Source organism: Solibacillus sp. FSL H8-0523 (genome assembly GCF_038051985.1).
In the GTDB taxonomy this organism is placed as follows: Bacteria; Bacillota; Bacilli; order Bacillales_A; family Planococcaceae; genus Solibacillus.
In genome coordinates, this window is record NZ_CP150291.1 from 3,498,333 (window position 1) to 3,512,096 (window position 13,764).

Here is a 13,764-nt window from a genome sequence, read left to right on the forward strand (position 1 = left end):
AAAGCGCTAAAGCGCACCTATATCCTAGATACAAAATAAAAAATGACCAGAAAACCATTTCGGTCATCTAGTCATTCATTATACACCGCTCCATTTATTTTGCAATATTAATGATCGTGATCCTCGTCTTTTTTTTCCTCGTCATGCTCTGAGTGATCCATTGTATTTGAGCTTGTATCCTCTAGTACCTTACTCATGTCCGGGTTACCAACGATTAGCTTTTGCTTTGGCATCACATGCATCCCGCGCGCTGTTGTATGCGCAAACATATAGTACACACCATCATGATCAAATGTGTAATCTGCTGCGTATACCCCATCTTCTGTTAATGTACCATGCACCATCTCACCGTCATCACGCAATCCAGATTCCCATACTTCAAATTTCACTTCATCCGCATCCGCTACCACTTCATCGCCTTGTGTCACACGGGCTGCTAATGTTGTTTCGCCAATAGTTAGCTGCTCTGCTGTTTGGATAGCTACTTCTACAATTGCTGGTGCTTCGGTATTGGCATCGGTTTGAAGTTCTTCCTCGCCACAGCCAACTAATAAAAACGGTACTGCCACTATACTATAAAACCACTTTTTCATCATTATTCCTCCATTAAAGGGAGCATGATTGTAACGAGCGTCCCTTGTCCCATTGTACTGTCTATTTTTAGTGTTCCACTGTGCTGTTTCGTAATTTGTTCCACGATGGATAGCCCTAACCCACTGCCACCATCCATTCGACTTCTTGCTTTGTTCACGCGATAAAAGCGTTCAGTCAAATGCGGTAAATCAGCCGCTGGAATGCCTTGTCCAAAATCCTGTATTGTAATGACTGCTTGATTGTTGTGTTGTGTTGTCGTTAGAATAATTTGCGATGCCTCATGCGAATAACGAATCGCATTTTCTAGTAGATTAATCCATACCTGCTTTTGCTTTTGCTCGTCACCGTTAATGATGAGCGCTTCATCAAATTGTTGTATAATCTCGATGTGCTTATTGCTCGCCTGTTGCGTCACTAAGCAAATGGCATCTCGAATTGTTTCTGCTAATACGAGTGGTTCGTACTCCGTTTGCTCCACATCATCTTGACGCGCAAGCTGCATAAATTCATTCGTTAAACGTTCCATGCGTGCTGCTTCACGCGTAATAATTTGCATGGCTTCCTCTTTTTTTTGCCCTTCAATCAAACCACTTTGAATCGCTTCACTATAGCCCTTCACATAGCTAATCGGCGTGCGCAGTTCGTGTGAAACGGTTGCTAAAAATGATTTTTTCTCCTCATCCTCTTGCTGAATCGCCTCAGCCATTTGGTTAAAGGCAGAGGAAAGGCTACCTATTTCATCATTTGATTTCACGTCTACCCGCGTTTTGTATTGTCCCTCTGTCATCTGACCCACCGCCTGCTGTAAATCGGCAAGTGGCTGCAAAATTTTACGCATGCCATAGTAAACGAAAAATGCTGCGACAAGTAAAAACATCACTGCACCCGTTAGAAGTAAGATCACTTCCTGCTTGGCTAGCTCCGAAATTTTTGCCAGTGGATAGTATACATAAATAATGCCTTCTAAACGATTTTGCTCAGCGAACGGTAAAATAACGGAGATAATTTGACGCTCAAAACGTTCCTCATAGCCAATCTTTGTAACCGAATTCCCTTTTAGGAGCTGTTGCCGTTCATCCACGCCAATCAGCGCATCATAGTCAATATCAAACGGTACACAAGCACTCAGTTCCCGTGGATTGCGCACAGCAAATATTTCAAGATTGGAATACGCCGCATACGCATCAATTTCGGCAATGAGTTCATCAGATACCTTGCCACCTGTATACTTGGTTTGCAGTTTTTCTCCGACTTCAATCATCATCGCTTTCGTATCTTCCACATAAAGCTGCTCATATAAAAAGTTCGTAAATATGTACATGAAAATGACGGTCGCACTTAAAAACAATACGATTAATAGCCAAATTTTTGATGATAATTTCCTCATAAGTTCTTTTCAAAGCGATACCCTACACCCCAAACAGTTTGAATATAGTCACTCGCTTCCTTTGATTTTTTTCCAAGCTTAATGCGAAGTGTCTTAATATGTGTATCTACTGTGCGGGTACCACCAGAATAATTCAAATCCCAAATATGCTCGAGTAGCTGCTCACGCGAGTACACATTATCCGGATGCTTCATAAATAAATACAACAGCTCAAATTCCTTCAGTGTCAACGTAATCGGCTCATCCTCGAGATATACTTTCCGTGAAACTTCATCGATTTTAATGACCCCGTGCTGCAAAAATTGTGCTTCTGGTTCGTGCACCGATGCACCTGCACGGCGTAACACTGCATAAATACGTGCCACTAATTCATCGGCTGTGAACGGCTTCACGATATAATCATCGCCACCAAGCATCAGCCCTTTTACTTTGTCTTCGCTCGCATCTCTAGCCGTTAAAAAGATGACTGGTACAGGCGTCATCGCTTGAATCGCCTTGCATACCTCAAAACCATTCTCCCCGGGCATCATGACATCTAACAGCACGAGATCGATCGTTTGTTGACTAACCGCGTAATATGCTTCGGTACCATTAGCTGCATGAATTGTATGAAAACCTGCATTTACCAGCACTAAATCAATGAGCTGACGCATATTTTGTTCATCATCTACAATTAAAATCGTCGTCATGACGCTCTCTCCCTTACAAGTAACTGAAACGCACCTTTTCCTGTCACGACATGTTCGGTCACCTGGTCGTCGTTAATAAAATACAAGGTTTGATCGTCATAGCCAGCTACGACTAACTGCCCTTGGAAATAGGCTACGGCAAATGGATTCGCCGCAATTTCTTGCTGCCATGTGATCGTGCCTTGTGTTGACACAGTATAAATCATATTAGAGCCGTGACTTGCAACAACCACCTCATCGCTAGATTGTAAAAGTGTTACCGGCATCAGTGGTACTTTAATTTGCTTTTTTACTACGCCTGTTACTAAATCCAGTACCTGTACTTGGTCATTTGACTTACTTCCCTGCCCATGCCCACCAAGCCAAAGTTCTCCGGTTTTTTCGATGATTGCGATTCCTTGTGAAGAACTTTCGATTGGCCATTCTTGCTTCACTGTAAATGTAGCTGTATCCACGACAGATAGTAACGTATCTTTATAGTTCACTACATAAAGTAAGTTTTCATGTTGCGTCATCGACATTGGGTAATTGCGAAGCTTTACTTTGTTCTGCATGTCACCCGTTATGGAAAAGCTCGTTAATTCGTTTGTCTTACTATTCGTTACATAAATCAGCTGGTGGTGTTCATCATAAAGTGCGTTCGTTACACCGATCCCTGTGTTAAATTTCTCGATTTGTTTGCCGGTTGAAAGCTCATATAATTCGGCTTGTTCAAGTTGATGTCCGTAAAGTAAGAGCGCATCTTGCCCGAAAAGTAGTGCGCCTGTATAAGCCTTATCTAAATCCCATGTCGCCATTAACTCATTTTCTTCATCATAAAACGTAACAGAGGGCTCTAAAATATTGACGGATGCTATAAAATCTTGCTGGTCGTCAATCGCTTGAAATGCAGTCTCGTTGCAAGCTACCAACAAGAGCATACTACTAATTAAAATAATCATTCGTATATAATTCATGGCGTTAACACCTCGCCTTTTAGCGTACTAAATAATTGTGAAATTTGCATGAAATGGAAAAGATAAATTTGTGAATTTTTGGGTAATCGCCGTAACATAGAGTTACTTTTCTAATATATTTTAACTTGATTGATTGTCGGGCTACGGCATGACAGCATTATGGCCACGTGGTACGTGTCCATACTACTGTCTTTAATGCCGTTTGCGATGCCCACCAATCCATAAATTTTACTCTGTAAATAAAATTAAGTGCGTGAAATCAAGCCGCTTGCGCTATCGCGAGGCAGCAGGTATTGGGCAATATTTACTCATTTGATTTAGCATACTTTTTTATTTTCTAGGTTAAAATTATCCCTGTTTATAAGGAGTACTATTTTAATTATTATGATAAACCATTTTGTTAGAAGGGCTCACTTTATAACAAAGTAGAGTGGCGCGTAGCGGAGGGGGTGACTCCTGCGGGAACAGCACGCGCGGAAAATCCATTTTATGTGCCACCGTAAGAGGCACATAAAATTAGTTGGAGCCGTGCCCGCGGAAAGCTTCCCCCGTAGCGTAGCAGAACGGATTCAATTAAAAGAGCTTATAGTAATGAACGCCATTTTTTCTCAAAACAAAAAAGCTGCACTAAAAGCATCTACTTTTAATACAGCGTTTTCGTTCAATATTAATTGAAAATTAAATAGCTAACTTTTCTTCAAGCAACTGCTGTAAAATTTCTTCAGCGGTTTTCATCCCTTGCGTCACACAATCCGGAATACTAATACCTTCATATGAACTGCCAGTCAAATGCACATTCGGGAACTCCTGATGAAATTGGTCTTTCATCGCTCCCATACGTTCAGCATGGCCGATTGTATATTGAGGCATCGATTCTTTCCAGCGCGCGACTACCATTAATGAAGGTCGCTCCTCTAAACCAATTGCTTTTTTTAAATCTTGCAAGACGATTTTTTCGATTTCGTTATCAGATAGCTCCACAATCGATTCATCCCCCACACGGCCGATATAGACACGTAATAACTCGTGCCCTTCAGGTGCCACATGGTCAAATTTACGATTGCTCCACGTACAAGTAGTAATCGCAAAATCACTGCTGCGAGACACAAAGAAATTAAGCGCATCTGCATACTTTTGCATCACTTTTTTATCGAAAGCCAATGTTACCGTTGCAATCGTTGCGTAATTCATCTTCTCCATGTTGTTTAAGGTTTCTGAATCTCGGAATATTTTTTTCGCGATATTAAATGGTGTCGTCACAACAACTTGGTCAGCTTGCATCGACGTTCCATCATTTAAGTAAAGCTGTTGCGTTAAATCGACATTTTTTTCGATTGAATCTACTTTTAAGCCTTTTAAAATGGTCACATTCGTTAAAGCATTTTCTAACGTTTCAATAACGGTTTCTAAGCCACCGTCAAACGATTCATAGTGGATTTCACCAGGTGCATCAAGCAACGCATAAATACCTCTACCCGTTTTTTTCATGCCTACTAAAAGACTACCATAATCTTTTTCTAACTGGTAAAACTGTGGGAACATAGATTGCATACTTACATGGTCGACATCACCTGCATACGTACCTGCTAATACGGGCTCAACTAGATTTTCCACTAGTTCTTTACCAAAGCGGCGACGGAAAAAGTCACTGATTGGTTCGTCCGCATCATGTGGTAGTTTCGGTAACAGCAAATCTCCGGCCGCGCGAACTTTTCCACTTAACGAAAGAAAATTCGACGTTAGCACAGATAAGATTTTAGGTGACCCCCCAAGCAATAAATTACTTGGGATTTGGTGAAGTTTGTTACCGATTGCGATAAATGTTCGACCGTTATTATTTTGTATAATTTTATGTTCGATATTCAAATCACGCGCCAAACTCCGAACACTGCTACGTGTATCAAAAAACGATTCAGGACCACGTTCAATAATGTAGCCATTTTTACGAACAGTGTGGATTTTTCCACCTAAACGTAAGGACGAATCAATTAACACGATTTCGACCGGTAAATTGTGCGCCATCGTTTTTTGTTGTAAATAGTATGCCGTCGTTAAGCCTGTGATCCCACCGCCAACGATTACAACCTTTCTCCTTGTTAAAGTCACCTTCATCATCACTCTCTATATTATTTCGCTAATTTTTTTTCGATCGCTGCAACCATCGCATCGATGAATAATGGATGCGTGTTCGGCATACTTGGACGATAATAGCTTGCGCCGATTTCATCACAAACCACTTTACATTCAATATCATTATCATAAAGGACTTCTAAGTGCTCTGTTACGAAACCAACTGGCGTGTAAATGAACGCTTTGTAGCCTTTTTGCTCGAATAATTCTTTTGTTAAATCTTGTACATCTGGTCCTAACCATGGCTCTGGTGTTTGACCAGCAGATTGCCAGCCGATTTCTACATTTTCAATATCAGAAGCGGCTTCGATTAAACGCGCCGTTTCGATTAATTGCTCTTCGTATGGATCGCCAGCTAATTTAATTTTTTCTGGTAATGAATGGTTTGACACGATTAAGCACGCAGACTTACGCTCTTCTTCTGTCATTTTCGCTAGCTCACCGTTTACCGCTTGCTTCCAAAACTCAATGAATTTTGGCTCATCGTACCAAGCTTCAACCGATGTAATGTTTAGCGTGCCACCTAGTTTTTCAGCTGCTTCTTTTGCACGACCGTTATAAGATTTAATCGAGAATGTTGAGAAATGAGGTGCGAGAACAATTGATACTGCCTCTGTAATACCTTCAGCAACCATTGCTCCAACAGCGTCTTCTACGAATGGTTCGATATGTTTTAAGCCGATAAATAATTTATATTCTACTTCGTCTTGTACTTCATTTAAGCGTGCACAAAGAGCCTCTGCTTGGGCCTGTGTCATTTTAGCAAGTGGCGAAATCCCACCAATTGCACGGTAACGTTTTGTTAAGTCATCGATATGCTCTTGAGATGGCTTACGTCCGTGACGAATATGCGTGTAATAACGTTCGATGTCTTCTTCTTTATATGGCGTTCCATATGCCATTACTAATAAACCGCGTACTTGTTTCATGTTTTTCACCTCAAAGTAGTTTTAAACGCATGTTTTTACAATTATTTTGACTAATTTACGACAACTTAGCGCTTTGCGATTTGCTCACGGCTATAGTCATGAACAAATGTTGTTAAACGTTTTAACACAGCAGGATCTACCTCTGGGAAGACACCGTGCCCTAAGTTAAAGATATGACCGCCATTGTGTGCTAAGCCTTGGTCTACAATATCTTTTGCACGTGCTTCGATTATGTTCCAGTCTGCTAATAATAATGTTGGATCTAAGTTTCCTTGAACTGCTTTTGTTACCCCACGCGCTTCTGCTTCGCGAATTGGTAAACGCCAATCTAAGCCGACAACATCGATTGGTAGGTCGTGCCACTCTTTTACTAAGTGAGATGCACCTACACCAAATTGAATTAACGGTACATTTAATGCACGTAATTCACCGAAAATGCGTGTCATAACTGGTTTAATAAAAATACGGTAATCTTCTACATTTAAAGCGCCAACCCATGAGTCGAAAATTTGAATTGCTTTTGCGCCTGCTTCAACTTGTGCAGTAATATCGGCAATAATCATATCTGCTAGTTTATCCATTAGCTTAAACCACGCTTGTGGCTGACTTACCATAAATGATTTTGTTTTTGCATAGTTACGGCTTGGGCCGCCTTCAATCATATAGCTTGCTAATGTAAACGGTGCGCCACCGAAACCGATTAACGGCACATTTAGCTGCTCTTCTGTTAACATTTTAATTGTTTCAAGTACAAATGGTGTATGCTCTTTGGCGTTGAATTCACCTAGCTTGTCAACATCCGCTGCTGAGCGAATTGGGTTTGAAATAACTGGGCCTACACCTGCTTTAATTTTTACATCGACACCGATGCCTGGTAATGGCGTTACGATATCTTTGTAAAGAATCGCTGCATCTACGTTATATTGGTCAACCGGTAAACGCGTTACGTACGCACATAATTCCGGCTGCATTGTAATTTCTTCTAATGAATATTTTGCTTTAATTTCACGGTATTCTGGCTGTGAACGACCTGCTTGGCGCATAAACCAAACCGGCGTATGCTCTACTTGTTCCCCGCGAGCTGCGCGTAATAATGTATCGTTAAAATTCGTCATGTTTGATTTCTACCCCTTAACATTTTTAATTTCTTATTAATTTATTTCGTAAAAACGTCATTGATATCCATTATCGACTATAAACTCTTCCGTGAAAAATGTATAGATTTCTTAGTTAAATGTCATAAAATTGCCCTTTACGCTACGGAACTTTTTGACAAATGGCTTGAACAGCTTTATAAATGGAAATAATAGAATAAAGGAGGTTACCGCCTATGAATTTTTATGTAACATCTGGTACACCAGATTATATGGAGAAGTTAATTGAAAAAAACACGCAGCACCCTTTAATTTTACTGCACGGTAACGGCAATTCGGTCGTTTTACATGAGAGCGATAAAAAGTCTATTTTCGCTGTTCCAAGAAAATTTGAAGTGATTGGTCAAAAAGGACAGTTTGAGCAAAAAGGCTATTTCACGATTTACAATATGCCTATTATGTCAGACGAGCGCCCCGTTTTCGAGAAAAAAGCACTTGATACCGTTTCCATGCTCAATACTAACGACGCAGTCATCGCTTATCGCATGCTACGCCCCGTAAAAGAGGAGACGTATCTACTTATTATTCAGTGGGGTGGCCCTGCTTCATATGAAGTATTTAAAAATAGCGCACCTTATGAAGAGAGCTTTGCCCAAATATTCGAAGGAAAAACAGCAGCACTGCAAACAATGTTTAATTCATCTTCTTATATTACGACATATAGCGCGCCACCAAAAGAATAATGCTCGGGTAGGAATTGTCGGGTAAGTCAGATAGTTTTCATTTACGAATCAAAAAAGCTGTGAGCACCATTTTTTTTGCTTGCAGCTTTTACTAGTTACTGATGGGGGGAATTTGCTTGGCTAAACAATTACATATCTTTATCGCCTTTTTTCGTTCAGGTATTTTAGGCTTTGGCGGTGGGCCGACGACGATTCCACTCGTTCATAAAGAGGTCGTGAAAACATACGCTTGGATGACAGACGAGGAATTTTCCGATGTCATTTCTATCGGCAATACGTTACCGGGTCCAATCGCGACAAAAATGGCTGGTTATATCGGCTACCGTGTTGGTGGTTGGCTCGGTTTAGTAACGGCCTTAATTGCAACCGTGTTACCAACCGTACTGCTATTAATTTTATTACTCGGCTCATTGAAGCAATTTAGCGATTCGAAGTTTGTAAGTGGGATGACGAACGGGGTCATTCCGATTGTAGCCGTGATGATGGGTGTATTAACGTATGATTTTTTAAAAAAATCCAAGGCTTCACTTGGCTTTAAAATTGCCGCGCTTATTTTTAGCGTCAGCTTTATTGGGATCATCCTTTTAAACATTCATCCCGGCATTATCATTTTCATTTTATTAATTTTAGCGTTTGCACTCCCTATTAAAGGAGGCAAAACGTCATGATTTATGTCCATTTATTTATTGCGTTTTTCTTACCAAATATTTTGGCTTACGGTGGTGGTCCTGCTGCGATTCCATTAATTGAACATGAAGTTGTCGATAAAAATGACTGGATGACCAAAACAGAGTTTAGTGAATTACTTGCTCTCGCAAACTCATTACCTGGACCAATCGCAACAAAAATGGCGGGCTATATTGGCTTTGAAGTCGCTGGGGTTTTAGGCAGTGTTGTGGCATTAGCGGCGACAATCATCCCGTCATTAGCGTTAATGTTATTGTTATTAAATTTACTGTATAAACACCGCAACTCACCGCGCGTAAAGCGATTATCAAGCTTTGTGTTACCTGCAATTGCAGTCTTATTACTGTCGTTAACCGTTGATTTTTTACAAACATCTTATGAATTAAACCATCTCCTACCAACGATTCTTTTAGTCATCGCCAGTTATTTGGCGTTAGAAAAATTCAAAATCCACCCTGCTTTTGTTATTTTGGCTGGACTTTTAATCGGCGGTTTATTTTTATAATGGATAATTACGACATTTCACCGATATAACCTCTGAGTATCTTTTTTGGAGGTGAGTAACATGCGAATTGGGACTTGGAGTGCTACAGGCTTAGGAATTTATAACAACTACAACAAACAATACAACGCGATGAACAAGGCTTTGTACCGTATTTCTACAGGCTACCGTATTAATAGTGCCGCAGATGATGCAGCAGGTCTTGCCATTTCGGAAAAAATGCGTGCTCAAATCCGTGGCTTAAATATGGCCGGCAAAAATATTCAAGATGGTATATCACTCATTCAAACAGCAGAGGGTGCACTAAATGAAACGCACGCAATCGTTCAACGTATGCGTGAGCTATCGGTGCAAGCGAGTAATGACACATTAACTGACGATGATCGAAAGCTCATTGATATTGAATTCCAAGAGCTCAAAAAAGAAATTACGCGTATCTCAACGGATACCGAATTCAATACCCGTACCTTATTAAACGGTGACTATAAAGATAACGGCTTAAAACTTCAAGTTGGCGCCAACAGTGGGCAACAGATTGAAGTGTTAATCGGTGAAGTAAGTAGTTCCTCATTAGGTTTAGATAATTTATCAATTTCCACTAGAGAAGATGCAGAAAAGTCACTTGGACAGCTTGACAAGTCCGTACAGCAAACATCGATGGAGCGCGCTCGTTTAGGCGCTTATCAAAATAGGTTAGAGCATGCTTATAATGTAACGATGAATACAGCAGAAAATTTAACGTCTGCGGAATCACGCATTCGGGATGCAGATATTGCAAAAGAAATGATGAATTTCACAAAGGCAAGCATCTTAATGCAAGCCGCGCAATATGCCATGCGCCTGCATATGCAGCAGGCACATTCGATTTTAGATTTACTGAGCACCGGTTTAACACCGAAAAAAAGATGGGGTTAGCATTCGCTAACACCCATCTTTTTATTTAGACATGCGTAGTGTAATTTCACTCACGACAATCATCACAACCGGAATAAGATAAAATTGCGGCTGCATTAGCGCACACAGCATCACAATCACTGCTTGTACAACACTCAATTGGCGCAACAATTTCGCAACCGCTTGTTTTCTCGTATCACGCGGCACAGGATACAGCATATCCATACGGAAATCCCCTGCATGCATCAGCGTATATTTTAATTGTAGTGTAGTCGCAAAAGCCATTGCAGCTACCACAATCCACGTGACAAACGGAATATTGATGAACGCCGCTATGACAGCAGCAATCGCCGTTAAGCGCACCCATAAATAAAAGTGATCATCGGTACGAATAAACGTACGATAAACTAAATAACTCTGTGTATTGCCCTTTTTAAAGGCAATCGATTTGTAAACGGCATCTAACCATGCACGACGCTTCACTGAACCTTTTAAATGCGGTACATCGGTGAAGTAATTGGCAAAACGATAAAAGCCCATCATTCGATTTTGCTCTAATTTAATAAAATGCTCATACGGTACAGGGTTATTTGCGACTTTCTTCACTAGTGTAAAAATATAAAACGCAAGGATTACTAAAAATCCTGCCCCCATAAAGCCCGATGCTAATGACATTTGAATAGCTAAAATTGAAATAACCGCACGTACTAAACGATCGAACAGCACCGCATGTCCACGATTCGCAAACCGATAGTAAAACTCTGCTTGTACATTAAGCCATTTTAAAATCGCCACAAATAATACTGTAACCCAAATTGAAAAAGCAGATAAATCCGTCACCGCTTTTAATAATGGAATCGCCACAATTATCAGTACAACAGGGACCAGTACTTGCGACCAAAATGTCCAATTCATCGCCTTTTTGAAGTAGCCCATCATTTGGCTTTCAAGTGGCAGTAAATACACTTGGTCCGGCTCGCGTAGAAGCGTCACCGGTCGGCTAAACGCCACAACGATTCCAACAATAATCGCAATGAGCCACTCGGCAGGGAAATCCAGCTCGACAACTTTTAACCATTCACTATATTGATAGCCTCCCGCACCAACAATAAACACAAGCACAATGGCGATATGGCCTGTAAAAATGAAGCGCATGTATTTCATCACTTCGCCGATATAGTGCGTGAAGCGCTTCGCCCAAACACTATGCATGTTGTTCATTGTCTTGCTCCTTTGTCATAGCAATATACAAATCATCAAGTGTGGCAGTTGGCATATGAAACGCCTTACGTAAATCATCCATCGTTCCTTGCGCACGCACACGGCCTTCATGTAATAAAATAATGCGGTCACAATGCTTTTCAGCAGTCGATAAAATATGCGTCGACATTAAAATCGAAGCCCCATCACGTTTCTTCGCATCCATTTGATCTAACAGCGACTGAATTCCAAGCGGATCTAAGCCAACGAATGGCTCATCAATAATATAGAGACTCGGATTAACTAAAAAGGCACACATAATCATGACCTTTTGACGCATCCCTTTTGAGAAATGTGACGGAAACCAATTTAAGCGCTTTTCCATGCGGAATTCTTTTAATAAACCTTCCGAACGCTCCTTCAATGTCTTTTCATCTAATCCATAGGCCATTGCCGTTAATTCTAAATGCTCTTTTAATGTTAATTCTTCATATAATACAGGTGTTTCTGGAATGTACGAAAAGCTTGAACGATACTTGTCCAGATCCTCTTTTAACGTCACACCGTTTAAACGAATTTCCCCTGCACGTGGTAGTAGCGTTCCGATAATATGCTTAATCGTCGTACTTTTCCCCGCTCCGTTTAAGCCAATTAGGCCAACAAGCTCGCCTTTGTTAATTTCAAATGATAAATCTTGAATAACAGGTTTTTTCGTATAGCCGCCTGTTACATTTTGTAATTGTAAAATCGTCACAGTGGTCACTCCTTTTTTCTAAATTTTAGTTTATCAAAAGCAATTGCAGTTGAACACTGAATGCGTCTTTTTCTTCCCAACTTATGGTGATGAACCCTATTTTCTATGATAAAATGAAGGAAAATATCACATAAAAGGAGCGCTTAATGATGAGTGATTGCTTATTTTGCAAAATTATCGCCGGAGACATCCCAAGCTTAAAAGTATATGAGGACGAGCATGTGTATGCATTTATGGACATTATGCCTTTAACAAAAGGCCATACATTATTAATTCCGAAAACACATTGCAAGGACCTTTTTGAAATGTCAGAAGACGTTGCACGCAACTTATATGCAGCGGCGCCAAAAGTGGCCAATGCAATCAAAGCAGCATTCAATCCAGTTGGCATGAACACAATTAACAACAACGGTGCAGCAGCTGGTCAAACAGTATTCCACTACCACTTACATTTAGTACCACGCTATGATGAAACAGATGGTCTAAAAGTAGAATGGAATGGCCGCCAAGCAGAGTTCCCAACAGATGTGCTAACAGACATTTCAGCACAAATTAAAAAAAATCTATAATTAATCTGCGGTACCAAAAGCAAACACTTTTAGTACCGCCCTTTTTAACTATTTGCCTAACAGCATGGTTTAATAACTGTAGAAGATGGAAAAGAGTGTATTCAGGAAAGCTATATAGAAAGGAAGTCTATTTATGAAAGCAAAATCATTTCTTTTAGGGTTAACAACAGGAATCGTCGGCGGAGCTGTTGCTGTTTTATTTTCTGCCCCACAATCAGGTTCACAGCTACGTCAAAATATCGCAGGTAATACCACGCAAGCCAAATCAAAAATGCAAGATGTACAAACCGAATTGAACAACGTCAAACAATCCATTATGACGTTAATGTCTGAAGCGCAGAATAATATGCCGAGTATAATAAATGAATTGAAGGATAACTTCACTACTTTTAAAACAGAAATCGAACCAGAAACCGAAAAACTTAAACAAGAAATTGAGGGTTTACAGAATTCTATTAAAGAAATCGAGAAAAATATTCCTCAAGGTAAAAAACAAGAGCAATGAATAGTCATTCATCGCTGATTCTTTATTACTAGTAATTCCAGAAAAATACGCAATAAAAATTCCATAAATATCATTTTTTAGTATTTTTAAACCAAGATTTAATTATTCAATTATTCTAACTTTAAACTTTT

15 protein-coding genes are annotated in these 13,764 nt (G+C 40.2%); 6 read left to right on the top strand and 9 right to left on the bottom strand.

The window, feature by feature from the left end; genetic code table 11:
• Positions 1–107: 107 nt before the first annotated feature.
• From NSQ62_RS17495 to hemE, 7 genes are all read right to left on the bottom strand, one after another.
• Positions 108–596: a FixH family protein gene (locus NSQ62_RS17495; protein WP_341321364.1), complete on the bottom strand. Its 489-nt coding sequence runs from the start codon at positions 594–596 to the stop codon at positions 108–110.
• Positions 596–1,981 (bottom strand): HAMP domain-containing sensor histidine kinase, encoded by a 1,386-nt coding sequence (locus NSQ62_RS17500; RefSeq protein WP_341321365.1) that lies wholly within the window; start codon positions 1,979–1,981, stop codon positions 596–598. The genes NSQ62_RS17495 and NSQ62_RS17500 overlap by 1 nt, the downstream gene beginning before the upstream one ends.
• Positions 1,978–2,670, bottom strand: coding sequence for a response regulator transcription factor (locus NSQ62_RS17505; protein WP_341321366.1), 693 nt, complete (start codon positions 2,668–2,670; stop codon positions 1,978–1,980). Before NSQ62_RS17505 ends, NSQ62_RS17500 begins: the two co-directional genes overlap by 4 nt.
• Complete coding sequence (locus tag NSQ62_RS17510) at positions 2,667–3,626, bottom strand: YncE family protein (protein ID WP_341321367.1); 960 nt, start codon at positions 3,624–3,626, stop codon at positions 2,667–2,669. The genes NSQ62_RS17505 and NSQ62_RS17510 overlap by 4 nt, the downstream gene beginning before the upstream one ends.
• 678 nt (positions 3,627–4,304) lie before the next feature.
• Entirely contained in the window at positions 4,305–5,741 is a 1,437-nt protein-coding gene (hemG, locus tag NSQ62_RS17515; RefSeq protein ID WP_341321368.1) for a protoporphyrinogen oxidase, read from the bottom strand.
• Between the two features lie 11 nt (positions 5,742–5,752).
• The gene (gene hemH, locus NSQ62_RS17520) at positions 5,753–6,685 is read right to left on the bottom strand and encodes a ferrochelatase (protein WP_341321369.1); all 933 of its coding nucleotides are present in this window, start codon (positions 6,683–6,685) and stop codon (positions 5,753–5,755) included.
• A gap of 65 nt (positions 6,686–6,750) precedes the next feature.
• A complete protein-coding gene (gene hemE / locus NSQ62_RS17525) occupies positions 6,751–7,800 on the bottom strand; it encodes a uroporphyrinogen decarboxylase (RefSeq protein WP_341321370.1) in 1,050 nt (349 codons plus the stop codon).
• Between the two features lie 215 nt (positions 7,801–8,015).
• On the opposite strand from hemE, the gene NSQ62_RS17530 reads away from it, so the two are divergent.
• The 4 genes from NSQ62_RS17530 (at position 8,016) to NSQ62_RS17545 (ending at position 10,626) form a co-directional block, all read left to right on the top strand.
• Complete coding sequence (locus NSQ62_RS17530; RefSeq protein ID WP_341321371.1) at positions 8,016–8,522, top strand: Target of RNAIII-activating protein; 507 nt, start codon at positions 8,016–8,018, stop codon at positions 8,520–8,522.
• 116 nt (positions 8,523–8,638) lie between these two features.
• Positions 8,639–9,190, top strand: coding sequence for a chromate transporter (locus tag NSQ62_RS17535; RefSeq protein WP_341321372.1), 552 nt, complete (start codon positions 8,639–8,641; stop codon positions 9,188–9,190).
• A complete protein-coding gene (locus NSQ62_RS17540; protein ID WP_341321373.1) occupies positions 9,187–9,714 on the top strand; it encodes a chromate transporter in 528 nt (175 codons plus the stop codon). Before NSQ62_RS17535 ends, NSQ62_RS17540 begins: the two co-directional genes overlap by 4 nt.
• 60 nt (positions 9,715–9,774) lie before the next feature.
• On the top strand, positions 9,775–10,626 hold the full coding sequence (locus tag NSQ62_RS17545; RefSeq protein ID WP_341321374.1) for a flagellin: 852 nt from the start codon (positions 9,775–9,777) through the stop codon (positions 10,624–10,626).
• A gap of 21 nt (positions 10,627–10,647) precedes the next feature.
• Here NSQ62_RS17545 and NSQ62_RS17550 read toward each other — a convergent pair whose 3' ends face one another.
• Positions 10,648–11,826 (bottom strand): ABC transporter permease, encoded by a 1,179-nt coding sequence (locus tag NSQ62_RS17550; protein ID WP_341321375.1) that lies wholly within the window; start codon positions 11,824–11,826, stop codon positions 10,648–10,650.
• Positions 11,810–12,559 carry an ABC transporter ATP-binding protein gene (locus NSQ62_RS17555; RefSeq protein ID WP_341321376.1) on the bottom strand — a complete coding sequence of 250 codons (750 nt, stop codon included), beginning with the start codon at positions 12,557–12,559 and terminating at the stop codon, positions 11,810–11,812. Before NSQ62_RS17555 ends, NSQ62_RS17550 begins: the two co-directional genes overlap by 17 nt.
• Positions 12,560–12,708: 149 nt before the next feature.
• Between NSQ62_RS17555 and NSQ62_RS17560 the strand changes: the two genes are divergently transcribed.
• Together NSQ62_RS17560 and NSQ62_RS17565 are read left to right on the top strand one after the other, a co-directional pair.
• Positions 12,709–13,128, top strand: a complete 420-nt coding sequence (locus NSQ62_RS17560; protein WP_341323967.1) for an HIT family protein — start codon at positions 12,709–12,711, stop codon at positions 13,126–13,128.
• A 133-nt stretch (positions 13,129–13,261) separates the two neighbouring features.
• Entirely contained in the window at positions 13,262–13,633 is a 372-nt protein-coding gene (locus NSQ62_RS17565) for a YtxH domain-containing protein (protein WP_341321377.1), read from the top strand.
• Positions 13,634–13,764: the final 131 nt, after the last annotated feature.